At 68.8% G+C, this 23,900-nt stretch carries 22 protein-coding genes and 1 pseudogene; 6 read left to right on the top strand and 17 right to left on the bottom strand.

All coding sequences use genetic code 11. The features are described from left to right. Nucleotides 1-51 precede the first annotated feature (51 nt). From AC07NS_RS15700 to AC07NS_RS15710, 3 genes and pseudogenes are all read right to left on the bottom strand, one after another. Nucleotides 52-2,073 carry a tetratricopeptide repeat-containing sulfotransferase family protein gene (locus AC07NS_RS15700; RefSeq protein ID WP_494604673.1) on the bottom strand — a complete coding sequence of 674 codons (2,022 nt, stop codon included), beginning with the start codon at nucleotides 2,071-2,073 and terminating at the stop codon, nucleotides 52-54. Between the two features lie 123 nt (nucleotides 2,074-2,196). Next, a pseudogene (locus tag AC07NS_RS15705) lies at nucleotides 2,197-2,290 on the bottom strand (hypothetical protein); the annotation flags it as partial. Nucleotides 2,291-2,320: 30 nt separating this feature from the next. Continuing rightward, entirely contained in the window at nucleotides 2,321-2,650 is a 330-nt protein-coding gene (locus AC07NS_RS15710) for a hypothetical protein (protein WP_494604675.1), read from the bottom strand. Between the two features lie 89 nt (nucleotides 2,651-2,739). Between AC07NS_RS15710 and AC07NS_RS15715 the strand changes: the two genes are divergently transcribed. Together AC07NS_RS15715 and AC07NS_RS15720 are read left to right on the top strand one after the other, a co-directional pair. Continuing rightward, nucleotides 2,740-3,045 (top strand): autorepressor SdpR family transcription factor, encoded by a 306-nt coding sequence (locus tag AC07NS_RS15715; RefSeq protein WP_494604677.1) that lies wholly within the window; start codon nucleotides 2,740-2,742, stop codon nucleotides 3,043-3,045. Continuing rightward, complete coding sequence (locus AC07NS_RS15720) at nucleotides 3,042-3,425, top strand: SdpI family protein (protein ID WP_494604679.1); 384 nt, start codon at nucleotides 3,042-3,044, stop codon at nucleotides 3,423-3,425. The genes AC07NS_RS15715 and AC07NS_RS15720 overlap by 4 nt, the downstream gene beginning before the upstream one ends. A 4-nt stretch (nucleotides 3,426-3,429) precedes the next feature. On the opposite strand, the gene AC07NS_RS15725 is transcribed toward AC07NS_RS15720, so the two are convergent. Together AC07NS_RS15725 and AC07NS_RS15730 are read right to left on the bottom strand one after the other, a co-directional pair. Further along, nucleotides 3,430-4,731, bottom strand: a complete 1,302-nt coding sequence (locus AC07NS_RS15725; protein WP_494604681.1) for an NAD(P)/FAD-dependent oxidoreductase — start codon at nucleotides 4,729-4,731, stop codon at nucleotides 3,430-3,432. A 153-nt stretch (nucleotides 4,732-4,884) separates the two neighbouring features. Next, nucleotides 4,885-6,285 (bottom strand): glutamine synthetase family protein, encoded by a 1,401-nt coding sequence (locus tag AC07NS_RS15730; RefSeq protein ID WP_494604683.1) that lies wholly within the window; start codon nucleotides 6,283-6,285, stop codon nucleotides 4,885-4,887. Between the two features lie 97 nt (nucleotides 6,286-6,382). Here AC07NS_RS15730 and AC07NS_RS15735 point away from each other — a divergent pair, with 97 nt between their 5' ends. Together AC07NS_RS15735 and AC07NS_RS15740 are read left to right on the top strand one after the other, a co-directional pair. Continuing rightward, entirely contained in the window at nucleotides 6,383-6,565 is a 183-nt protein-coding gene (locus tag AC07NS_RS15735; RefSeq protein WP_494604950.1) for an antitoxin, read from the top strand. Further along, nucleotides 6,553-6,828, top strand: coding sequence for a type II toxin-antitoxin system RelE/ParE family toxin (locus AC07NS_RS15740; protein ID WP_494604685.1), 276 nt, complete (start codon nucleotides 6,553-6,555; stop codon nucleotides 6,826-6,828). Before AC07NS_RS15735 ends, AC07NS_RS15740 begins: the two co-directional genes overlap by 13 nt. A gap of 8 nt (nucleotides 6,829-6,836) precedes the next feature. Here the strand turns inward: AC07NS_RS15740 and AC07NS_RS15745 are convergent, their stop codons facing one another. From AC07NS_RS15745 to AC07NS_RS15795, 11 genes are all read right to left on the bottom strand, one after another. Further along, entirely contained in the window at nucleotides 6,837-8,243 is a 1,407-nt protein-coding gene (locus tag AC07NS_RS15745) for an aspartate aminotransferase family protein (RefSeq protein ID WP_494604687.1), read from the bottom strand. Nucleotides 8,244-8,330: 87 nt separating this feature from the next. Next, entirely contained in the window at nucleotides 8,331-9,137 is an 807-nt protein-coding gene (locus AC07NS_RS15750) for a gamma-glutamyl-gamma-aminobutyrate hydrolase family protein (RefSeq protein WP_494604688.1), read from the bottom strand. Nucleotides 9,138-9,285: 148 nt separating this feature from the next. Next, nucleotides 9,286-10,413: an ABC transporter ATP-binding protein gene (locus AC07NS_RS15755; RefSeq protein ID WP_494604690.1), complete on the bottom strand. Its 1,128-nt coding sequence runs from the start codon at nucleotides 10,411-10,413 to the stop codon at nucleotides 9,286-9,288. Between the two features lie 196 nt (nucleotides 10,414-10,609). Then, a complete protein-coding gene (locus AC07NS_RS15760; protein WP_494604692.1) occupies nucleotides 10,610-11,467 on the bottom strand; it encodes an ABC transporter permease in 858 nt (285 codons plus the stop codon). Continuing rightward, nucleotides 11,464-12,357 (bottom strand): ABC transporter permease, encoded by an 894-nt coding sequence (locus AC07NS_RS15765; RefSeq protein WP_494604693.1) that lies wholly within the window; start codon nucleotides 12,355-12,357, stop codon nucleotides 11,464-11,466. Before AC07NS_RS15765 ends, AC07NS_RS15760 begins: the two co-directional genes overlap by 4 nt. A 158-nt stretch (nucleotides 12,358-12,515) precedes the next feature. Further along, nucleotides 12,516-13,622: an ABC transporter substrate-binding protein gene (locus AC07NS_RS15770; RefSeq protein WP_494604695.1), complete on the bottom strand. Its 1,107-nt coding sequence runs from the start codon at nucleotides 13,620-13,622 to the stop codon at nucleotides 12,516-12,518. A 66-nt stretch (nucleotides 13,623-13,688) separates the two neighbouring features. Next, entirely contained in the window at nucleotides 13,689-15,068 is a 1,380-nt protein-coding gene (locus AC07NS_RS15775; RefSeq protein ID WP_494604696.1) for a glutamine synthetase family protein, read from the bottom strand. Between the two features lie 157 nt (nucleotides 15,069-15,225). Next, nucleotides 15,226-16,593, bottom strand: coding sequence for an aspartate aminotransferase family protein (locus AC07NS_RS15780; protein ID WP_494604698.1), 1,368 nt, complete (start codon nucleotides 16,591-16,593; stop codon nucleotides 15,226-15,228). Beyond that, complete coding sequence (locus tag AC07NS_RS15785) at nucleotides 16,590-18,035, bottom strand: NAD-dependent succinate-semialdehyde dehydrogenase (protein WP_494604699.1); 1,446 nt, start codon at nucleotides 18,033-18,035, stop codon at nucleotides 16,590-16,592. Before AC07NS_RS15785 ends, AC07NS_RS15780 begins: the two co-directional genes overlap by 4 nt. 5 nt (nucleotides 18,036-18,040) lie before the next feature. Continuing rightward, on the bottom strand, nucleotides 18,041-19,531 hold the full coding sequence (locus AC07NS_RS15790; RefSeq protein WP_494604701.1) for an aldehyde dehydrogenase: 1,491 nt from the start codon (nucleotides 19,529-19,531) through the stop codon (nucleotides 18,041-18,043). Nucleotides 19,532-19,541: 10 nt separating this feature from the next. Beyond that, nucleotides 19,542-20,267 (bottom strand): GntR family transcriptional regulator, encoded by a 726-nt coding sequence (locus AC07NS_RS15795; protein WP_494604702.1) that lies wholly within the window; start codon nucleotides 20,265-20,267, stop codon nucleotides 19,542-19,544. 88 nt (nucleotides 20,268-20,355) lie between these two features. On the opposite strand from AC07NS_RS15795, the gene aptA reads away from it, so the two are divergent. Beyond that, nucleotides 20,356-21,675, top strand: a complete 1,320-nt coding sequence (gene aptA, locus AC07NS_RS15800; RefSeq protein ID WP_494604704.1) for an omega-aminotransferase AptA — start codon at nucleotides 20,356-20,358, stop codon at nucleotides 21,673-21,675. A gap of 39 nt (nucleotides 21,676-21,714) precedes the next feature. Beyond that, nucleotides 21,715-22,305 carry a hypothetical protein gene (locus tag AC07NS_RS15805; RefSeq protein WP_494604706.1) on the top strand — a complete coding sequence of 197 codons (591 nt, stop codon included), beginning with the start codon at nucleotides 21,715-21,717 and terminating at the stop codon, nucleotides 22,303-22,305. A 258-nt stretch (nucleotides 22,306-22,563) separates the two neighbouring features. Here AC07NS_RS15805 and AC07NS_RS15810 read toward each other — a convergent pair whose 3' ends face one another. Then, entirely contained in the window at nucleotides 22,564-23,667 is a 1,104-nt protein-coding gene (locus tag AC07NS_RS15810; RefSeq protein ID WP_494604708.1) for a methyl-accepting chemotaxis protein, read from the bottom strand. Between the last annotated feature and the right edge of the window lie 233 nt (nucleotides 23,668-23,900).

The raw sequence follows: 23,900 nt of genomic DNA on the forward strand, positions 1-23,900 counted from the left end.
CGGCGCAATTCATGAGACTGTTGCAAAAACGGCAGTCTCGGAGCCCGGTGGTCAAATAACGGGCGCGGCGGGATAGGCGGTCAAGACCGGCCCCAGGGCCATCTTCAGCGGATCCAGCCACGGTTCATAGTTGCGCCACTGATCGACGCCGTCCTTGAAAATCGGCTGGCGCACCTGCTCGGAGCTGGCGGTGCGCACGGCGCGGTCGTTCTGGTGGAAATTCAGGCACGCGTCCTCGAACGGCAGGCCGCAATGATCGAGCAGCCGCCGGATCTCAGCCTCCGGCGACTCGACCATCTCCTCGTAGATCACCCGGTGCACGCGGCCCGGCAGCACGGCGTCGAAATGGGCCATCAGGTCCACATAGTCGGCGTAGTAGCGGCCGATGTCGGTCAGGCCGTAGCTGAAGGTCTGGCCCCGCGCGAAGTGCTGCTTGAACCCCGAGAAGCAGCAGCCCAGCGGGTGGCGCCGCGCGTCGATGATCTTCGCGTTCGGCAGCATCAGGTGGATCAGCCCGGCGTGGGCGAAGTTGTTGGGCATCTTGTCGACGAAGAACGGCCGGTCGGTCTTCCTCTGCACCCGGGTGCGCTCGAGATACTCCTCGCCCAGCGCCTTCAGGGCCTCGGCGTCGAGATCGGCCAGCGCCTCGGGGTAGAGCGAGGCCCCGCCCCTGCCCGGTTTGCCGCCCAACCGCTTGGCGATGGCGATGACGTCGGGCAGCTCCATCGTGCCCTCGACTTGGGAGTGGCTGGCCAGGATCTGCTCGATCAGGGTCGAGCCCGAGCGCGGCAGGCCGACGACGAAGATCGGATCCGGCGCCTCGCTCCCCCAATCCTTGCGCTCTGCGAAGAACGACGGCGTGAACAGCGCCTTGCTGCGCGCCGCATGGGCCGTGGTCTCGTCGGCGTCGTAGCGGATCTGCACGCGGCGTAGCTCCGCGCCCCTGGCGTAGTGGCCAAAGCTCTCCTCGTAGCGGCCGGCGTCCTCGAGCGCCTTGCCCAGGGCGTAGTGCAGATGGAAGCGGTCCTCGTCGATCAGGTCGGCGGCGACCAGCTGGTCCTCCATCGTGGCCAGGTCGGCGTCGGAGAAGCGCAGGGTCTTGAGGTTGGCCAGGCTCCACCAGGCCTCGCCCAGCATCGGCGCCTGCTCGACGGCCTTGCGATAGGCGGCTTCGCACTCGGCGCGGCGGCCCAGGGTCTTCAGGGCGTGGCCGTAGCTCATCCAGCCCTTCGGCTGGTGCGGATGCCGAGCCAGAACGTCGCGATAGATCGCCGTCGCCGCCTCGTATTCGCCGATCCGCACCAGGGCGGCGGCGCGCAGGTTGGCGTAGGCCGGATGGCGCGGGTCGGCCGCCTGCAGCAGGTCGAGTTCCCGCAAGGCCTCCAGGGTCTTGTTCTGGCGATAGAGCAGGGTCGCCAGATTGTGCCGGGCGGCGGTGAAGCCTGGCGTGAAGGCCAGGGTCTGGGTCAGGATCCGCTCGGCGTCCTCGTAGCGGCCCAGGCGCGCGGCCACCTCGGCCAGCATGCGCAAGGCGGCCGGCTCGTCGGGGCGCGCCGCCAGATAGGCTCGCAAGCCGTGCTCGGCCTCCGCCAGCCGTCCTTCGACCAGGGCCGAGGCGGCGGCGATCAGGGCCGGGTCGCGCACCGAGGCCTGGATCTGCCGGTCGCCGGCGTCCTGCGCGCCAGCCATGTCGCCCAACACCGTCAGTCCCACCGACAGCGCCCGCCAGGCCTCGCCGAGGCCAGGGTTCAGCGTGCTCGCCCGACGCAGCGCCGCCACCGCTTCCTGGGTGCGGCCAAGATCGAGCAGCACGAGGCCGTGCTCCAGCTGCACCTCGGGAGCCTGCGGCAGGGCGCGCGACAGCGGGTCGATCACCGGCAGGGCGGCCGCCGCATCGCCCGACAGCCGCAGGGCCGCGGCCAGGATCAGGGTCGCGCCGGGATGGCGAGGCGCGGCCTCCAGGATCGCCAGGGCCTGCTCGCGCGCCAGTTCAGGATCGCGCGACAATAGCCGCGCCGCATGGGCGAGCGCGGTGGCCAGACTGCCCGTCGGCTCCGAAACCTGCCCCTGCATCTCACCCCGCAACGCATCGTAACGGGGGTATCGGAGGGCGACGCTGGCCGGGTGTCAATCAGGCCGACGGCCGATGGCGAGCCGGCAGTCGTATTGCCGCCAAACCCGGCTCCGCCGCTTCGAGAGGCGCGCTGCGTCCTTCGAGGCCCGCTGCGCGGGCGCCTCAGGATGAGGAAATCAGTGCGAAGAGGTCCTCATCCTGAGGTGCGAGCCGCAGGCGAGCCTCGAAGGACGCACGGTCGAAGCCTCAGGCGCCGGTCTCGTCCACGGCGATGATCACCGGCTTGCCGCGCGACCAGGGCTCCCACCCCGCCGCGACGGCCGAGGCGATGGCCTTGCCCACCAGCTTGACGGGGATCTGCTCGGGTTTCAGCTGAGGCGCGCCGTAGCGGGGCTGCTCGCCCGGCGGAAACTCGATCACCACCTCGCGCTTGCCGTCCTTGTGGTGCACGCAGATCGCCATGCCGTGCCGTTCGGTCGGGTCCTTCGACCAGTGGGGCGTGCGCTGCAGCCGCCAGACATAGGTCTCGCCGTCGACGTCGATCTCGAATTCGGGGTTCAGCTTGGTGCGCGCCATGTGGGGGTTGTTAGCCCGACGGACGCGTCCAGGCCAGCCCGTCGCGGCTCGCGCTTGACTCATTTCGACGATTAGCTAATCATCACATCATGAGCCAAGTGTTCAGAGCCCTCTCCGATCCGACCCGCCGCAAGGTGCTGCTGCTCCTGCGCGAGGGTCCCTTGAGCGCCGGCGAACTGGCCGACCAGTTCGACGTCTCCAAGCCGACCATGTCGGCCCATTTCTCGGTGCTGAAGGAAGCCGACCTGGTGCATGCCGAGAAGGCCGGCAAGTCCGTCATCTACCACCTGAAGCTCTCGGTGCTCGAAGAGGCGCTGCTGGGCTTCGTCCAGTCGTTCGGCCTCGGCGAGGAGGCGCCCGCGCCCCCGCCGACCAAGCAGGAGATCGCACGATGAGCACGATGAAGAAGGACGTGATCGCCGACCTCGCCTGGGGCGTCGGCATCGTCTTGCTGGCCCTGGCCGCGAGCTTCGCGCGCAAGCTGGGCTATATCGACACCGACACGGTCAACAGGCTGGTCATGGGCGCCATCGGCCTGATGGTCGCCTGGTTCGGCAACCGCATGCCCAAGCGGTTCGTCCCCAGCGCCTGGGCCCGCAAGGCCAACCGGGTCGGCGGATGGTCGATGGCGCTGAGCGGCCTCGTCTATGCCGGACTGTGGGCGTTCGCGCCGGCGCAGGTGGCGGTGCTGGGCGGTTGCGGCGCGATCCTGGCGGGGCTGGCGGTGACGATCGGCTACTGCCTGTCGTTGCGGGCCAAGGCGAAAGCCGCCTGAGCCGCTACAGCCGGTCCCGCATCGCGTACCAGGACAGGCCCGCCACCGTCAGCGGCCAGCGCAGCAGCCGCCCGCCGGGGAACGGCGGGGTCGGCAGGCGGGAGAGCAGCTCCACACCGGCGGCTTCGCCCAGGGCCGCGTCGGCCAGCAGCTTGCCGAACCACGGCGCCAGCATCACCCCCTGCCCCGAATAGCCGGCCGCGACCCGCACGCCCGGCGCCAGTTCGCGCACGAACGGCGAACGGTGGACGGTGATGCCCAGCGTCCCACCCCAAGCGTGGGTCACCTTCACGTCGGCCAGCTGCGGGTAGATCTTCAGCATGTGCCGCCGCACGAAGCCCGGCAGGTCCGGCGGAAAGCCCGGCCGGTAGTTCTCGCCGCCGCCGAACAGCAGCCGGCCGTCCGGCGTCTTGCGGAAATAGTTCACGACGAAGCGGCTGTCGGCCACGGCGGCGTTGGAGCGGATGATCGTCTCGGCGCGCTCGCCCAAGGGTTCGGTGGCCAGCACGAAGTTGTTGATCGGCATCACCCGGGCCCGGGCCTCGCCGCCGGCCAGTTCATCGAGGTAGCCGTCGCCGGTCAGGATCAGCTGGTCGCACAGAACCCGTCCGGCCGCCGTCTCGACCACGATCTTGCCGCCCTCGCGCCGCCCCCCTTCCTTGCGCCAAGCCTGGGCGCGGCTGCGCTCGTGGATCACCGCGCCCTTGGCCAGCGCCGCCCGCGCCAGGCCCAGCGCCAGGTTCAGCGGATGCAGGTGGCCGCCGCCGTTGTCGCGGGTCCCGCCATGATAGACGCCCGTGCCCAGCTCCTCGGCCAGGGCGTCCTCGTCGATCGGCTCCAGCTCGTGATAGCCGTAGCGGGCGGCCATGAACTCGATGTGGTCGAGGTCCTCGCCCTCCCCGCCGCTCTTGTGGCGGGCGTGGATCATGCCCGGCGTGAAGTCGCAGGCGATGGCGTGCTCGGCGATCACCGCGCTCAGGTGCGAGCGGGCGTCCAGCGACATCTTCCACAGCGCCATGGCGTCGTCGCGGCCGACCGTCTTCTCAAGCCAGGCCTGGTCGTTGCGCTGCCCCGCATGCACCTGCCCGCCGTTGCGCCCCGAGGCCCCGGACCCGACCTGGGCGGCCTCCAGCACGACGACCGACACGCCGCGCGACGCCAGCTCCAGCGCCGCGCCGAGCCCGGTGTAGCCCGCGCCCACGACGCAGACGTCGGCAGAGGTCTCGCCTTCCAGAGCGGGCAGCGGCGGCAGGACGTGCGCCGTCTCGGCGTACCAGGAGGCGGCGGGGTGGCCGGTGTTGTTCATGACGCCCTCCGCCAAGCCCCCTTCCCCCTGGAGGGGGGAAGGGTCGGGGATGGGGGTGGAGGCGGTTCAGGATATGGCGCGCCCGAGTTCGTACCCGCTGACGGCGCCACCCCCTCCCCTGACCCCTCCCCCCTCCAGGGGGAGGGGAACCGGCTAAACATTCAGCAGCAGGAACTCCCGCTCCCACGGACTGATCGTGCGCATGAAGGTCTCGTACTCGGCCTGCTTCACCCGGACATAGGCGCTGCAGAAGGTGGTCCCGAGGATCTCGACGAGCGGCTTGGCGTCCTCGAACAGGGTCACCGACTCCAGCAGGCTGCGCGGCAGTTCGATCCCCCGCGCGCTGGCGTCGATCTCGACCGGCGCGGTGGGCGCCAGGTTCTGGGTCATGCCCAGATAGCCGCAGGCCAGCACCGCGGCGATGGCCAGGTACGGATTGGCGTCCGACGAGGGGATGCGGTTCTCGACCCGGCGGTTGGCCGGATCCGACGGCGGCACCCGCAGGCCGCAGGTGCGGTTGTCGTAGCCCCACTGGGTGTTGACCGGCGCGCCGCTGTCGCGGGCGATGCGGCGGTAGCTGTTCACGTAGGGCGCCAGTATGGCCATGATCGCCGGCAGGTAGCGCTGCTGGCCGGCGATGAAGGCGTAGAAGGCCGGCGTCGCCTCGCCCGTCTTCGGATCGGAGAACAGGTTGTCGCCGTCCTCGGTCAGGATCGACTGGTGGATGTGCATGGCGCTGCCGGGCTCGCCGGCCATCGGCTTGGCCATGAAGGTGGCGTAGATGTCGTGCTCCAGCGCCGCCTCACGGATGGTGCGCTTGAACATGAACACCTGGTCGGCCAGCTCCAGCGGCGTGCCGTGGCGCAGGTTGATTTCCATCTGGGCCACGCCGCTCTCGTGGATCAGGGTGTCGATCTCCAGGCCCTGGCGCTCCGAGTACTCGTACATGTCCTCGAACAGGGCGTCGAACTCGTTGACCGCGCTGATCGAATAGCCCTGCCGACCGCTCTCGGGCCGGCCCGAGCGGCCCACCGGCGGCTTCAGCGGATAGTCCCAGTCGATGTTCTTCTCGACGAGATAGAACTCGATCTCCGGCGCCACGATCGGGCTCCAGCCCTTCTCGCGATAGAGCGACAGCACCCGGCGCAGCACCTGGCGTGGGCTCTCCTCGACCGGCCGGCCGTCGGGATGGAAGGCGTCGTGGATCACCTGGGCCGTCGGGTCCTGGGCCCAGGGCACGGTGGCCAGGGTCGCCAGGTCGGGGGTCAGGAAGATATCGGTGTCCGACTGCACCGCGTTCACCGCCCCCTCGAACTCGGGGAAGTCGCCGGTGATGGTCTGGTAGAACACCGCCAGCGGCAGGTTCATCGAGGGTGTCCCCAGGAACTTGCGCACCGGCATGATCTTGCCGCGCGCGACGCCGGCCAGATCGGGCACGACGCACTCGATCTCCTCGATGTTCTGGCTCCGGAACCAGGCCTGGGCCTCGTCCAGCGTCTTGACCCCCCGGGTGATCTTCGGACCGTCGTGGTTCTTCTTGTGCTTGGGCTTCATAGGGGCGCTCCTCGCGCTTGCTGAAGTTTGGGCTGTTGGGAATTGTAACGCTTGGCGGCGGCGTTCCGCTCAGGCGGTGTCCGTGATAGTCTTGGACATGGCCGAGCCCGATCCCGCCATCTTCGACATCGCCGACGACGAGGCCGAGCGCCGCGCCGAAGCGGCGGCCGACGCCGACGTTGAAGCCGGCCGCGTCGTTCCGCACGAGCGCGTGCGCGAGTGGCTCAAGACGGTCGGCACGCCGGACCAGAAGCCGACACCGTATTCGTGGCGGAAGTAGTCTGGACCGACAGGGCTCTGGCCGACATCGAGGCCATCGTCGACTACATCGTCGGCCAGCATAGTCCCATCGCAGCCCAGCGCCTCGCGCAGCGCTTGCTCACAACGGGCGATACGTTGGCATCCAATCCCGATCGCGGTCGACCGATCAAGCGCGGTCGCCGCGAACTGGCCGTCGTGCCGCCCTACCTGATCCGCTACCGGATCAAGGCCGAACAGGTGTTGATCCTGGAAGTCCGGCACGGCGCACGCCGGCCGGACTGAGGCGATACTCACGCATCGCCCTCCTTCGGCTTCAGCGCCCGCAGCACCGGTTCGGCCTCGTCGAGCGACTTGCGGATGATGCCGACCAGTTCGTCGATCTGGGCCTTGGTGATGATCAGCGGCGGGCAGCAGACGATGCTGTCGCGGATGGCGCGGACCATCAGGCCGTTCTTGATGCAGAGGTCGCGCACGATCGGGCCGGCCTCGCCCTCCTTGTCGAGGAAGCGATGGTTCGTGCCCTTCTCGCGGACGATCTCGACCGCGCCGATCAAACCGAGCGACCGGGTCTCGCCCACCAGCGGATGGTCGTTCAGCGACGCCAGGGCCTGCGCCAGATAGGGACCGGTCTCGTCGCGGGTGCGCTCGACCAGGCCCTCGCGCTCCATGATCTCGATGTTCTTCAGCGCCACGGCGGCCGCGGTCGGATGGCCGGAGTAGGTGAAGCCGTGGATGAAGTCGCCGCCCTTCTCGCGCAGTTCGGCGACGATGTGATCGGCGACGCCCACGGCGCTGATCGGCAGGTAGCCGGACGACAGGCCCTTGGCCATGGCGATCAGGTCGGGCTTGATGCCGTAGTGCTGGTGGCCGAACCATTGGCCCAGCCGCCCGAAGCCGCAGATCACCTCGTCGCAGACCAGCAGGATGCCGTACTTGCGGCACAGGGCCTCGACCGCCGGCCAATAGCCGTCCGGCGGGATGATCACCCCGCCCGCGCCCTGCACCGGCTCGCCGATGAAGGCCGCGACATTCTCAGGGCCGACCTCGAGGATCTTGTCCTCGATGGCCTGCACCGCCCGGTCGCGGAAGGCGGCCGGATCCTCGCCGAAGCCGTCGCCGAACAGATAGGGCTGCATCACGTGCTCGACCCCGGCGATCGGCAGGTCGCCCTGCTTGTGCATGTGCTTCATGCCGCCCAGCGACACCCCGGCCACGGTCGAGCCGTGATAGGCGTTCCAGCGGCTGATGAAGACCGTGCGGCTGGGTTCGCCCTTCAGCTTCCAGTAGTGGCGCACCAGGCGGAAGACCGTGTCGTTGGCCTCCGACCCCGACGAGTTGTAGAAGACGTGGCTCAGATGCCCGCCCATCTTCTGGGCGATCTTGGCCGCCAGCTCGATCGGCGGCGGCGTCGCGGTCTTGAAGAAGGTGTTGTAGTACGGCAGCTCCAGCATCTGGTCGTAGGCGGCCTTGGCCAGTTCCTCGCGGCCATAGCCGACATTCACGCACCACAGCCCGGCCATGCCGTCGAGGATCTGGTGGCCTTCGCCGTCATGAATGTAGACGCCCTCGGCCCGGGTGATGATCCGGCTGCCGCCCTGCTCGGCGATGACCTTGTGGTCGGCCTGGGCCGGCAGGTGGTGGGCCAGATCCAGGCGCTTGAGTTCGGCGATGTCGTGGTTGCGGAGGGGGGCGGTCATGGAACGAACTCCTGGACGATCTTTTGTTTTTCTCCCTTCCCCCTTTGATGGGGGAAGGGTCGGGGATGGGGGTGACAGCGTGTCAGGTCATGGCGCGGGCCGAACCGCCGCACTCACCCCCACCCCTGCCCCTCCCCCATCGAGAGGAAGGGGAAACTCGAATTCGCCTCGCAAGGCCTGGCCAAACAGCTCGAAGAACGTCCGGCTCTGCGGGTTCTCTTCCGGCTTCCATTCCGGGTGCCACTGCACGGCCAGCACCGGCGCGCCGCCCACGCTGGCCGACACCGCCTCGACGACGCCGTCCTGCGCCCGAGCCTCCACCGACAGGCCTTCGCCCAGCCGGTCGACGCCCTGGTAGTGCACCGAATTGACCACCGCCCGCTCCGTCCCGAAGGCCGTGGCCAGCACCCCGGCGGGGGTCAGGTCGACCGGGTGGCGGTGGTCGAACATGCCGTTGAAATCGACCTCGTCGGGGGCGTGATGAGCGATCAGCTCGGCGCTGGTCGCCATGTCGCGCCGCAGGGAGCCGCCGAAGGCGACGTTGATCTCCTGGAAGCCCCGGCAGACCCCGAACACCGGCCGGCCCAGGTCGAGCATGGCCTTGATCAGGTCGCGGGTCATGACGTCGCGATCGCGGTCGAACGGCCCCGGCGCGTCGTCCACCGCCTCGTCATAGAAAGCGGGGTCGAGGTTCGACGGGCTGCCGGTCAGCATCAGGCCGTCCAGCCGGGCGGCGACCTCCGAGGCCTTCATCAGCCCCGGCATCGACGGCACGAGCAAGGCCGCCGCGTCGGCGTACTTCATCGCGCCGGCGACATAGCGGTTCATCACCGCCTGGGCCGGCTCGATCCCGACGGTGCGGGTGCAGCAGATGACGCCGGTGACGGGACGCATCAGCAGTCTCCTCCCTTCCCCCTTGATGGGGGAAGGGTCGGGGATGGGGGTGAGAGCGCCTCAGAACCTGGCGCGGCCGCCAAAGCCGCAACCACCCCCACCCCTGGCCCCTCCCCCATCAAGGGGGAGGGGAAATGTGCGCGCGGTTTCACGACAGCAGCACCGCCGGCGAGCAGGCGTGCCAGGCGATCCACACCGCCTCGCCCAGCCGGAAGTCCTCCTGGTCCCAGCGGGTCAGGTTGGGGCGCTGCACCTTCACGCGACGCCCCCCCTCGATCTCCACCTCGTAGGTCGAGATCCCGCCCAGATAGGCCTCGTGCTTAATCACCCCGGCCACCGCGTTCGCCCCCTTCGGCGCGTCGCCCAGGTTCGGCGGGTCGCTGTCGTCGGGCCGCTTGTGCAGCTCGATCTTCTCGGGCCGGATCGCCGCCCACACCGTACCGCCGCGCGGACCGGTGACGCCGTGGTCGAGGAAGATGTCGGTCGGCAGGCCTCCGGACTTGATCACCGCGTGGCTCGGCTCGTCCACCGCCAGCACGCCCTCGAACAGGTTCACGCTGCCGATGAAGTCGGCCACCAGCCGGCTGTTGGGAAACTCGTAGAGGTCGTTGGGCGTGGCCACCTGCTGCAGCAGGCCCTTGCTCATCACCGCGCAGCGGCTGGCCAGGGCCAGCGCCTCATCCTGGTCGTGGGTGACCATGATGAAGGTGATGCCCACCTTCTCCTGAAGGGTGCACAGCTCGGTGCGCATCTGCTCGCGCAGCTTGGCGTCCAGGGCCGACAGCGGCTCGTCCAGCAGCAGCACGCGCGGACGCTTGACCAGCGCCCGGGCCAGGGCCACGCGCTGCCGCTGCCCGCCCGACAGCTGGTCGGGCTTGCGGTGACCCAGACCGCCCAGCTGCACCAGCTCCAGCGCCTCCTCCACCCGACGGTCGCGCTCGGCCTTGCCGACCCGGTCGACCTTCAGGCCATAGGCGACGTTGTCGGCCACGGTCATGTGCGGGAAGACCGCATAGGACTGGAACACCATGTTCACCGGCCGCTTGTTGGGCGGCACGTTGGAGATGTCCTCGCCGTCGATCAGGATCCGGCCCTCGGTGGGCGTCTCGAACCCGGCCAGCATGCGCAGCAGGGTGGTCTTGCCGCAGCCCGACGGACCCAGCAGGGCGAAGAACTCGCCCTCCCTGATGCTCAGCGAGACGTTGTCCACCGCCGCCAGCTTGCCGAAGCGCTTGGTGACGTTCTCGAAGGTGATGATGGGTTTGGGTTCGGTCACTTGCTCATTCCCCCCGAAAACGTCAGCAGCGAAGTCCCCTCATTCCACGAGGAACCTCCCCCTCTGGGGGAGGCGATCGCGTAGCGATCGGTGGGGGGCGTGAGTGCTGAACTTCCACCCCCGCGGAAGCTGAGAACGTCCCCCCACCGGCCTTCGGCCGCCTCCCCCACGGGGGGAGGTTCCAGAACGGCGAGCCTCATGCCTTGTCCCCCCCATGCGCACCCGCCGTCGCGGCGGGATCGCCCTGCAGCTTCAGCGCCACGGCGGTCAGGATCACGGTCAGCACGATCAGGATGGTCGAGGCCGCATTGACCTCGGGCGTCACCGAGAAGCGCACCATCGAATAGACCTTCACCGGGAAGGTCACGGTGTCCGGGCCCGCCGTGAAGAAGGTGATGACGAAGTCGTCCAGGCTGAGCGTGAAGGCCAGCAAGGCTCCGGCGATCAGCGACGGCCCCATGTGCGGCAGGATCACGTCCTTGATGGTGCGGAACTCGCCCGCCCCGAGGTCCCGCGCGGCCTCCTCCAGTTCGCGGTTGAAGCTGGCCATGCGCGCGCGCACAACCACCGCCACGAACGGGAACGAGAAGGTCACGTGGGCGATGATGATCGCCCCCAGGTTCAGCGGCCAGATCATCCCCTGCGGCCAGGGCAGCACCTTGGCGAAGAACACCAGCATGCCCACGCCCATGCAGATCTCGGGCACCACGATCGGCAGGGCCAGGGCCCCGTCCACCGCCGTCTTGCCCGGGAAGCGGAACCGCCACAGGGCCAGGGCGACCATGGCTCCGAGCACGACGCTCAGCACGGTCGAGACCGCCGCGATGGTCAGGCTGTTGGCGAAGGCCTCGATCAGGCCGTCGTTGTTGAAGGCCTTCTCGTAGTATTTGAGGGTGAAGCCCTTCCAGACGATGTTGCGCCGGCTGTCGTTGAAGCTGAAGGCCATCAGGGCGATCAGCGGCGCGTAGAGGAAGATCCCCACGCCCGCCAGCCACAGCCGGATCGGCCAGCGGCGCAGGTATTCCAAAGGCCCAGGCGGGCTGCGCTTGGTCATCCCACGCCCTCCTTCTTCTTGCCCTTCGACAACAGGGCCTGCACGGCGATGGCGATGAAGGTCAGGTACATCAGCAGGAACGACAGGGCCGCGCCGAACGGCCAGTCGTTGGCGCGCTTGAACTGGCGCTCGATGACGTTGGCGATCATCTGGCTGTCGGGTCCGCCCAGCAGGTCGGGTGTCAGATAGGCGCCCAGCGCCGGGATGAACGTGATCAGGATCCCCGAGGCGATGCCCGGCAGGGCCAGCGGCACGACGATGCGGAACAGGGTGCGCAGGTGCCCGGCGCCGAGGTCGAGGCTGGCCTCCAGCAGCGACTTGTCCAGCCGGTCCAGCGCCGAATAGAGCGGCAGCACCATGAACGGCAGGTGCACGTAGACGAGGCCCAGGATCACCGCGAAATTGTTGTGCAGCAGCTCCAGCGGCTGGAACGCCCCCAGCGGCGCGACCTTCGAGGCCAGGGTCCAGATCCACTCGTAGCCCTGGTTGATGTAGCCCTCGGTGCGCAGCACGGCGATCAGGGCGTAGGTGCGGATCAGCAGGTTCGTCCAGAACGGCAGCATGACCAGCAGCAAGAGCCAGGTCTTGGCCTTCTGCGAGGCGAAGGTGATGGCCAGCGCCACCGGGAAGCCGATCACCAGGCACAGGCCCGTCGTCAGCGCCGCCACCCAGGCCGACTTGACGAAGATCTTCAGGTACAGCGGCTCCAGCGCCCGGGCGTAGTTGGCGATCGTGCCGGTGAACGAGATCTCGGTCAGACCGACATTGTGGCCGAAGCTGTAGGCCCAGACGATCGCCATCGGCGCGACGAAGAACACCACCAGCCAGACCAGCGGCGGTCCCAGCGCGGCGGCGAACACCGCCTTGGCCTTCTTCCAGCTCTGTTCCATTTTCACGGAGCTCCCCCTTCCCCCTTTGATGGGGGAAGGGTCGGGGTTGGGGGTGACAGCGCGTCAGGACGAATATGGACGGGGATGCCGGCAATCGCCGCAGCCACCCCCATCCCCAGCCCTTCCCCCATCAAGGGGGAAGGGAGACGACGGCGTCCTTAAGCCGCCCGCACGCGGGTGATGATCTCCTCGTAGAGGCTGGCCTTTTCCGCCCCCTCGAAGGCCCCGTACTCGCACTTGGACATGATGTCGGCGGGCGGGAAGATCACCTTGTTGTTCTTGTAGTCCTCCGGCATCAGCGCCTTCGCCGCGGCGTTGGGCGTCGGGTACAGGATGGTCTTGCTGATCTCGGCGCCGGCCTGGGCGTCGAGCAGGTAGTTGATGAACTTGTGCGCGTTGTTCGGACGCGGCGCGCCCTTGGGGATGCACAGGGTGTCGGAGTTGATCAGCGAGCCTTCCTTGGGCACGACGAAGTCGATGTCGTCGTCGTCCTTCATCGCCTGGGCGATGTCGCCGTTGTACTCGAGCACCACGTCCACCTCGCCCGACAACAGCAGGTCCTGGCCGTTGTCGTCGTGGAAGGCCTTCACGAACGGCTTCTGCTTGATCAGCATCTGCTCGATCTTCGGCAGCAGGTCGGCCGGGATGGCGTTGACCGAATGGCCCAGGTACTTGGCCGACAGGCGCACCAGGTCGGCGCTTTCCGACAGCAGGCCGATCTTGCCGGCGTACTGGTTGCTGTCGAACAGCCACTTCCAGCTGTCGGGAACGCCCTTCACCTTGCTCTTGCGATAGCCGATGCCCAGCACCAGCCAGGTGTAGGGCATCGAGAACTTGCGACCCTTGTCGTAGTCCGGGTCCATGAAGGCCGGGTCGATGTTCTTGATGTTCGGGATCTTGGCGTGGTCCAGCGGCTCCAGCATGCCGGCCTCGGCCATGCGGGTGACGAACTCGTTGGACGGCACGATCACGTCGAAGCCCGGATTGCCCGCCTTCAGCTTGGCGAACAGTTCGTCGTTGGTGGCGAACAGGCTCATGTTGACGTCGACGCCGGTGGCCTTCTTGAAGTCGCCCAGGGTCGTCTCGCCGATATAGGTGTCCCAGTTGTAGAAGTTCAGCTTGGCCTCTTCGCCGCCCGCCGTCGCCGCCGGCTTCTCGCCGCAGGCGGTGAAGGTCAGGCCGATGGCCGCCGCGCCGGTGGCGGTCAGCAGCGAGCGGCGGCTCAGGCCGGCCTTCTGCAGGCCGCGTTGGGTGATCGTGCTCATGGTCTCGAAACTCCCCTTATCGTTCCCGGCCCACACCGGCGGTTCAACCCAAGCTCCACTCCGCCATCAGGCGTTGCGAAGGTACCAATCGAAATCCAGCTCCGTGACGACCTCGAAGAAGCGCGCCTGTTCCGTGCGCTTGACCGACACGAACATGTCCACGAAGCGGTCGCCCAGGTAGTCGCGCAGCACCTGCGACTTGTCGAAGAGATCGACCGCCGCGAACCAGTTGGACGGCAGGCGCGACTTCTCCTTGGCGGCGGCGGCATAGCCGTCGCCGACCACCGCCGGGCCCGGATCGACCTTGTTGGTGAGGCCGTGGTGGGCGCTGGCCAGCAGCACCGCCATCACCAGATACGGATTGCCGTCGGCCCCGGCCACGCGGTGCTCGACGTGACGGGTCGGGGCCGGACCGGCCGGCACGCGCAGGGAGACGGTGCGGTTGTTGACGCCCCAGGTCGCCGCGACCGGCGCGTAGGAGTTGGCCTTGAAGCGGCGATAGCTGTTGGCGTTCGGCGCCAGGATCGCCATGCCCTCGCCCAGCAGTTGCTTCATGCCGCCGATGGCGTGCTTGAGCATCTGTGAGCCTTCCGTGTCCTCGTCGGCGCAGAGGTTGTTTCCGTCCGCGTCGTTGAAGCTGACATGCACGTGGAAGCCGTTGCCCGCCCGGTCGGCCCAGGGCTTGGCCATGAAGGTGGCCTCGCAGCCATGGCGCAGGGCGACGCCCTTGGCCATGCGCTTGTACAGCAGGGCGTCGTCGCAGGCGCGCAGGGCGTCGGGCTTGTGCTTGAGGGTCAGCTCCACCTGGCCCGGGGCGAACTCCGAGATCGCGCCTTCCAGCGGCACGCCGATCGTGTCGGCCGTGTCCCACAGCTCGCGCAGAAACGGGGCGTTGGCCTCCAGTTCGGGCAGGCCGTAGACTTGGATGCCGGTCGGCCGCTGGCCGGTCAGCACCGACTTGGCGGGCAAGAGCTCGCCGTTCGGACCGCGCTCGATGTCGACCAGATAGTATTCCAGCTCACAGGCCGCGACCGGCGTCAGGCCGTCGGCGGCGTAGCGGTCGAGCACCCGTTGCAGCACGTGGCGCGGATCCAGGTCGTTGGGCGTCCCGTCCAGCTCGTACAGCGACAGCATCACCTGGGCGACGTCGGGACCCAGCCACGGAGCCAAGGTCAGCGTGCCCGGCACCGGCCGCGCGCGGCGGTCGGCGTCGCCGTCTTCCCAGACCAGGCCCGTGTCCTCGCAGTCGGCCCCGACGGTGTCGACCACCAGGATCGAGCCCGGCAGGAACCGGCCGTACTCATAGATGGCCGGCAGCTCGTGCACCCGCAGACGCTTGCCGCGCGGCACCCCGGTCATCGAGGTGAAGAACACCTCGACATATTTCACCTGCGGATGGGCGGCCAGGAAGTCGCGGCATTCGTCGGGAGAGGCGACGGGGCTCATAGGAAAAACTCCCCCTTCCCCCTTGATGGGGGAAGGGTCGGGGATGGGGGTGACAGCAGCGATTGGTGATGTTGCACGGCCGAGCCAAGCCCCGCCGGCGGTGTCACCCCCACCCCTGCCCCTCCCCCATCAAAGGGGGAGGGAAAGTGAAAACACGTCATGCCGACACCTCCCCGACAGCCGCGGCGAAGGCATCCACCGCCGCGACCAGCCGGTCCACCGCCGCGTCTTCGGTGACGGGCGAGACCAGCATCATGTTGTGGAAGGGCGCGATCAGCACCCCTCGGTTGATCAGCCACAGATGCAGCGCTTCCACCGCATCCTGGTCCAGAACTTTCCGCATGGAGACTGCGTCGCGCGGCGGCGGGTCGGCGAAGACCAGCTCCACCCGCGCGCCGACGTGCACCACCGACCACGGCAGCCCTCCCGCCGCGATGACACCGCGCAGGCCGGCCACCAGCCGCTCCGCCCCGGCCAGCATCCTCGCATAGGCCGCGTCGGTCATGACTTCCGACAGCATGGCCCGCATGGCCGCCATGGCCAGGGCGTTGCCCGACAGCGTCGTGCCGATGCCGGACTGGCCCGGACCGATGCGCGCCTGCGCCTCGTCCATCCGCGCCGACAGCTCGGCCGTCACGCCCCAGACGGCGGCCGGCACGCCGCCGGCCACGGCCTTGCCCAGCACGAAGACGTCGGGCTCCAGGCCGAGCGCCTTGGTGTAGCCGCCGGGACCGGTCGAGATGGTGTGGGTCTCGTCGATGATCAGCAGGGTCCCGGCCTCGCGCGTCAGCCGGCGCAGGGCCTCGTGGAAGCCCACGTCGGGCAGGATCATCCCGCAGTTGGTCATCACCGGCTCGGCCAGCACGGCGGCGACGTCGCCGGGGGCCAGGGCCGCTTCCAGCGCTTCGAGATCGTTGAACGGCGCGACGCGGGTGGTGGCCGTCAGGTCCTGCACCTGGCCCAGCAGGCCGGGCTTCATCGCAGCCTGGCCGTCCTTCAGCACCACGAAGGCGTCCTCGACCATGCCGTGGTAGCAGCCGTCGAACACCAGGATCACCGGCCGCTGCGTCACCGCCCGCGCCCAGCGGACAGCCGCGCGGTTGGCGTCGCTGGCCGTGGTCGCCGCCTGCCACAGCGGCAGGCCGAACCGCTCGGCCAAGAGCTTGCCGACGATCACCGCCGAGGCGGTCGGCAGCATGAATCCCGCGCCGCGCCTCGCCTGGTCGGCGACGGCCGCCGCCACCGAAGCGTCGCCATGGCCGAACATCGACGGCGTGTCGCCCAGGCAGAAGTCGTCATAGAGCCGGCCATCGACGTCGGTGACCTGCGCCCCTACGCCCTGGGCGGCGAAGATCGGCGAAGGACAGGCCCAATCGCCCATCCAGTGCATCGGAACCCCGCCCCGCCACACGGCCGCGGCCGCCTTGGCCATCGCCACGCTGCGCGGATGCTCGGCCAGGAACCGCGCGCGCTCGGCGGCGATCAGGTCGGCGAGGGTCGCGGGGCGGGAGAGTTCGGCGATCATGCCACCCCGCCGAAGCACAGGTACTTGGTCTCGAAATACTCATCGAGGCCCTCGGACGAGCCCTCGCGGCCCAGGCCCGACTCCTTGACCCCTCCGAACGGCGCCACCTCGGTCGAGATCAGGCCTTCGTTGATCCCGACCATGCCGGCCTCGATGGCCTCGGCCACGCGCCAGCAGCGGCCGACGTCGCGGCTGTAGAAGTAGGCCGCCAGGCCGAAGGGCGTGGCGTTGGCCAGGGCGACCGCCTCGTCCTCGGTGTGGAACTTCACGATCGGCGCGACGGGACCGAAGATCTCCTCGTTGAACAGGCGCATGTCCGGCGTCGCGCCGGAGAGCACGGTGGGCTGGTAGAACAGCCCGCCCATCTCGTGGCGATCGCCCCCTACCTCGACCCGCGCCCCGCCCTCGACGGCCTCGCGCACCAGGGCCTCGACCTTGACGATGGCCTTCTCGTTGATCAGCGGACCGATCACGACGCCCTCGCCCGTGCCCGGCCCCACCTTCATCGCCGCGACCTTCTCGGTCAGGCGCGCGACGAAGGCGTCGTGGATGCCGGCCTGGACGATCAGGCGGTTGGCGCAGACGCAGGTCTGGCCGGTGTTGCGGTACTTGCTGGCGATCGCGCCATCGACGGCGGCCTCGAGGTCGGCGTCGTCGAAGACGATGAAGGGCGCGTTGCCGCCCAGCTCGAGGCTGAGCTTCTTCATCGTGCCGGCGCACTGGCCATAGAGGACCTTGCCCACCGGGGTCGAGCCGGTGAACGACAGCTTGCGCACCCGGCCGTCCTCGCACAGGGCCTTGCCAATGGCCGAGGCGTCCGTGCCGGTGACGACGTTGAGCACGCCGGCCGGCACGCCGGCCTCCACCGCCAGCCGCGCGATGGCCAGGGCGCACAGCGGCGTCTCGGCCGCCGGCTTGACCACCACGGTGCAGCCGGCCGCCAGGGCCGGGCCGACCTTGCGGGTGATCATGGCGATGGGAAAGTTCCACGGCGCGATGGCCGCGCACACCCCGATCGGCTGCTTGATCGAGGCCAGGCGCTTCTTGGGATCGGGGGTCGGGATGGTGTGGCCGTAGCCGCGCTTGGCCTCCTCGGCGAACCAGTCGATGAAGCTGGCCCCGTAAGCCACCTCGCCCTTCGACTCCGCCAGCGGCTTGCCCTGCTCGGCCGTCATCAGTCGGGCCAGGTCGTCGGCGTGGGCGAGCATCAGGTCGCTCCACCGGCGCAGGATCGCGCCCCGCTCCTTGGCCGTTTTCGCCGCCCAGCCTGGAAAGGCCCGATGCGCCGCCTCGATAGCGATCCGCGTCTCGGCCGCGCCCAGTTCGGCGACATCGGCGATCGTCTCGCCGTCGGCCGGATTGGTGACGGCGAAGGTCGCGTCGCCTTCGATCCACAGGCCGTCGATCAGGGCGGCGGTTTCGACAAGGTTCAGGGCGGTCATATGGGCTACCTCAGCGTCACGGACACCGACTTCAGGTCGGCGTACTTGTGCAACGCATGAAGGCTGCGGTCACGGCCGAAGCCCGACTGCTTGAAGCCCCCGAACGGCATGGTGATGTCGCAGGCGTCCCAGCCATTGACCCAGACCAGGCCCGCCTTCAGCTTCCGCGCGCCCTTCAGGCCGCGGTTGATGTCGCTGGTCCACAGCCCGGCGGCCAGGCCATAGACCGTGTCATTGGCCAGGGCGAAGGCCTCGTCTTCGCCCGTGAAGCTCATCACGCCCAGGACCGGGCCAAACACCTCTTCCTTGGCCAGTTTATGCGACGGCAGCACGCCGTCGAAGATCGTGGGCTCCACGTAATAGCCGCCGGTCTCGATACGCACCTGCGATCCGCCCAGCACGGGCGCGCCGCCCTCCTCGCGGGCCTTGGCGATATAGCCGAGCGCAGTCTTCATCTGCTGCTCGCTGACCATGGCCCCGAAGCCGGTGTCGGCGTCCAGCGGGTCGCCGACCTGGATGGTCCTGGCCACGGCGACCACCTTCTCAAGGAACTCGTCCTTGATCGAGGCCTCGACCAGCAGGCGCGAGGCGGCGGTGCAGACCTCGCCCTGGTTATAGAACACGCCCCAGGCGGCGGCCTGCGCGGCCGCATCCAGGTCCGGGCAGTCGGCGAACACGATCTGGGGCGACTTGCCGCCCAGCTCCAGCGACACCCGCTTCAGGTTGCTCTGCGCCGCATATTCCATCAGCCGCCGGCCGGTGGGGCCCGAGCCGGTAAAGGCGATCATGTCGACGTCCATCGATCGCGCCAGGGCCTGGCCGGCGGTCGCCCCGAAGCCGGGGACCACGTTCAGCACCCCTGCCGGGAGCCCGGCTTCGAGGGCCAGTTCGCCCAGCTTCAGCGCCGTCAGCGGCGACTGCTCGGCCGGCTTGAGGACGACGGAGTTGCCCATGGCCAGGGCCGGCGCGACCTTCCACATCGCCATGTGCAGCGGGAAGTTCCACGGCACGATCGCCCCGATCACGCCCAGCGGCTCATGGGTGGCGAAGCTAAGGCGATCGGCCGGCGAGGCGCCGACCTCGCCATAGACCTTGTCCAGGGCCTCGGCGTACCAGCGGGTGGTGTTGATCGCGAGCGGGATATCGACGGCCCGGGCGTCGCGGATCGGCTTGCCGACGTCCAGGCTCTCCATCAGGGCCAGATCCTCGGCGTCGCGCTCCATCAGCTCGGCCAGGCGGAACAGGATCTTCTTCTTCTGGCGCGGATGCAGGTCGCGCCAGCGGCCGTCCTCGAAGGCGGCGCGGGCCGCGGCCACGGCGCGCTCCACATCGGCCTCGTCGCAGGCCGCCACCAGGCTCAGCGCCCTGCCGTCGCGCGGCCCGACATTGCGGAACGTCTTGCCCGAGGCCGCCTCGACCAGGGCGCCGTCGATCACCGCCCGGTCGGGAAGGGACAGGCGACCCAGCTGTGCGGAGATGGACGCGGGAACGGTCACGCGGAAAGCCTCATCGAATTGTGATCACAGTTTGCGCCGCCATCGACCCTGTCAAGCCGGACTCGACGCCCACCGCGGCCCGCATCTTGTCCATGCCTTCGGAGAGGTCAGCGGCGATGGCCCGGCGGGCGCCGTCGGCGTCGCGGGCCTTCAGGGCGTCCATGGCTTCGGCGTGGCGGTCGGCCGGCAGGCTGCCGGTGCCGACCCGGCCGAACACCACCCGCATGAACGGCCCGATCTGCAGCCACAGCCCGCCGGCCATGGCCAGCAGCACCTCGGCTCCGGCCCGTTCGTAGATGGCGAAGTGGAAGGCGTGGTTGGCCACCATATAGCCGTCGACATCGCCGACGCGCAGCGCGTCTTCCAGATCCTGGTCGATAAGCTTCAGCTTGCGCACCAAGGCTTCGTCGGCACGGGGCGCAGCGCGGGCGGCCAGTTCCGGCTCGATCCACTGGCGCGCCAACTCCAGTTGCTCCAGCCGTTCGGCGCTCAACGAAGGCACGCTCAGGCGCTTGTTGGCCGGGTTGATCGCCAGGGCCCGCTCGGCCACCAGCCGCCGCACCGCGTCGCGCACCGGCATGGGCGACACGCCCAGTTCGGCCGCCAGGCTGCGCAGGGAGACGCCGACGCCCGGGGCGATCTTGCCGGTGATCAAAGCCTGGCGGATGGAGTCATAGACCTGGTCGTGAACCGCCGTGGAATCGGCCAGGGGACGGCGCGTTTTCGGCTCGGCCATGTCCCCTCCTCTCCGCGACGCATTCCAGGGCTTGCCAGCTAGCCGATAATTGCGATCACAATGCAAGGTCTCGCGAAGGACCTCGCTCATGCCCGACTTCGGCGCCAACGACCTCGACGCCTACTGGATGCCGTTCACGCCCAACCGGCGCTTCAAGGCCAATCCGCGCCTGCTCGCCGGCGCCAAGGGCATGCACTACGCCACGCCCGACGGCCGCCAGATCCTCGACGCCACCTCGGGCCTGTGGTGCGTCAACGCCGGCCACGGGCGCGAGCAGATCACCGAGGCCATCCGCAAGCAGGCCGGCGAGATGGACTATGCGCCAAGCTTCAACCTCGGCCACCCGCTGGCCTTCTCCTTCGCCTCGCGCCTGGCCCAGGTGACGCCGAAGGGCCTGGACCGGATCTTCTTCACCAACAGCGGCTCGGAGTCGGTCGACACCGCCCTGAAGATCGCCCTGGCCTACCACCGCGCCCGCGGCAAGGGGACCAAGACCCGGCTGATCGGCCGCGAGCGCGGCTATCACGGCGTCGGCTTCGGCGGGATTTCGGTGGGGGGCATCCCCAAGAACCGGATGTACTTCGGGTCCTTGCTGACCGGCGTCGACCACCTGCCCCACACCCACGGCATTCCCGAGAACGTCTTCGCCCAGGGCCTGCCCAAGCACGGCGCGCACCTGGCCGACGACCTGGAACGCATCATCGCCCTGCACGACGCCTCTAACATCGCCGCCGTCATCGTCGAGCCGGTCGCGGGCTCGACCGGCGTACTGGTGCCGCCCGAGGGCTACCTGCAGAAGCTGCGGGCGATCTGCGACAGGCACGACATCCTGCTGATCTTCGACGAGGTGATCACCGGCTTCGGCCGCGTCGGCGCGCCCTTCGCCGCCGACCGCTTCGGGGTGACGCCCGACCTCCTCTGCATGGCCAAGGGCCTGACCAACGCCGCCGTGCCGGCCGGCGCGGTGGCCGCCAGCACGGCGATCTACGAGGCCATGCTCGACGGGGCCGACGCGCCCATCGAGCTCTTCCACGGCTATACCTATTCGGGCCACCCGCTGGCCTGCGCGGCGGGCCTGGCCACGCTGGAGATCTATCAGAGCGAGGGGCTGTTCGAGCGCGCCCTGGCCATCGAGCCCTACTGGCGCGCCGCCGTCCATTCCCTGGCCGACGCCCGCCACGTGATCGACATCCGCGACTTCGGCCTGATCGCCGGCATCGAGCTTTCGCCCCGCCCCGGCGCCCCGACGGCCCGGGCCATGGAGGCCTTCGAGGCGGCCTTCGACCAGGGCCTGCTGATCCGCGTCACCGGCGACATCATCGCCCTGTCGCCGCCGCTGATCATCGAGGAAGCCCAGATCGATCGGGTGGTGGAGACGATCAGAAAAGTACTTGCCGCCGTGGACTAGGCGGCGCGACCTTTCGGGCGACCTTCGGAGTCCCCGCACATGCTGCCCGCCCTCGTCGCCGCCTGGCTGCTGGCCGGCGGCTTGTCCTCCGACATGGCCGCCCCGCCGCCGCCGACCTACGTCTCGGCGGAGTATGGCCTGACGTTCCGAACGCCTCCGGGCGTCTTCAACTGCCGTCTCCCGGCCGATTGGACCGGGGCCGATCACGGCGTGACGCTGTTCCTGAAGCCGGTTTCCTGCGCCGTCGCCCGCGGTGACGCCGAGCCGCCCAAGGACCTGGCGTTCATCGCGGTCTATTATGGCTACGCCGTGGGCGAGGACGCGCCGCCCAAGCCGCCCTGCGACAAGATCGCCGTGATGCGCCTGTTCGACGCCGACCAGCCGGTGTGCCATCGGACCGACGCGACCGGCGCGACCTCATATGCCATCGAAACCACCTATCGCGGCGAAGACGGCGCCCGCGACCTCGTTCTTTCCCTGACCACCACCCCCGAGCGCCTGCAAGGCGACCTCGAGACGCTCCGCGTTATGGCCGCCTCGTTGCGGACCTGCACCATGAGCTGGCGCAACGGCCGCAAGACCTTCACCACCGGCGCCGGCCCCGCCTGCCCCAAGACCGGGCGGTACTGAGTGACCAATCCTCCGTAAAATCCCCGCGAAAGCGGGGACCCAGGCTTTTTCTGCAGCCCACCGCGCTCGACGATAAAACACCTGGGTCCCCGCTTTCGCGGGGATTTTATGGTTTGGGGATTTCCGGACAGAGATAGAGCGCGCCGCCCTCCCCCACGAACTCGCCGCGGCGGTCCAGGCCGGGTGAGGCGTCCGATGTCTGAGACCCCTCATCCGACGGCTTCGCCGCCACCTTCTCCCGCAAGGGGAGAAGGAAGACTACGCCTTCAGCCGCAACACGTTGTCCACCGCCCGCTCGGCCACCGGCAGCGGCGTGTCCACGGCCTGGCGCTGGACCAGGCAGCCATACCAGCCCAGGCCCTTGTAGGTCTCGTAGCCGGGGGTCAGGGCGTAGCCGATCGTGCGGTCGCCTTCGGCGTAGCTGCCCATCGAACCGTGCGAGGTGTCGAGCTTGAAGGTTTCCACCAGCACGCCCTGACCGTCCGAGGCCGCCAGCACCCGGTGGTTCTGGTCGAGCAACAGCACGCGCGAGCGCGAGCGTTCCTCGTCGGTCATGCGCACGCCGTCGACGATGGCCTGGGCCTGCGGGCGCCAGTCGAAGTGAACACCCAGCACGCCGATCACCTTGCCCTTGGCCTCGCCGCCCTCGCGGATGGCGGTGGCGTAGGTGGCGACGGGAGCCTCTTCGAGCAGGCGCTGGCGGGCGATGTCGGCCACGGCGAAGTCGTCGCCGCTCTTGGTGCGCATGGCTTCCTGGAACCACGAGGCGTTGGCCACCGACGCGCCCTGCACGCCGCGGTACTTGTCGGGCCGGCCGCTGGCGATCACCCGCCCGGCCGCGTCGCAGATCCACAGGTCCAGATAGACGGTGTAGGCGTCGAGAATGACGCGAAGGCGCTGGCTGGCGTAGTCGGCGGCCTCGCGCGATGGGGCCATGGCGCAGTCGACAACAGCGCTGTCGGTGGCCCACCAGCGCACGTCGCAGGTGCGCTCATAGAGGTTGCGGTCGATGATCTCGATGGCGTTCAAGGCGAGGTCGGCCAGCCGCTGGCCGCGCAGATGCGACAGGATCGCCCCGCCGATCGCGGTCAGTTCGTCGAGGTCGGCGCGCACCTGGCTTTCCAGGGCCCCGGCCACCTCGTCGATCTGGGTGGAGATCTTCTTGAACTCCTCGGCGACGATGGCGAAGCCCTTGCCGGCCTCGCCCGCGCGGGCGGCGACGATCAGGGCGTTGATGGCCAGCATCTTGGCCGCGCGGTTGACGGTCGAGATCTCGCCGATCTTCTGGCCGGCGACGATGCTCAGCCGCTCGGACAGGTCGAGGATGCGTTCCGGCCGGAGGCTGGATTCTTCGACGGACATGAATGCTCCCCCCCGGGAACGCGAATCGAAAGCTCCGGTAAGGTTGACACCAGCGTCAGGTTTCCACCGCCCATTTCGGAAGGAAACTTCGCGTGGCGAGGGAAGAGGCGAACAGCGCCCCCTCATTCGCATAGTTTTCGAGCAGAGATTGCTCAAGCAATTTGCATAACAGCGTTATGCATCAACCAAGCGTCACAAGAGGCTTGGCGGTCACACCTTATGACACCGGTGGA

It is taken from the genome of Caulobacter sp. GW821-FHT10A10, assembly GCF_059415745.1.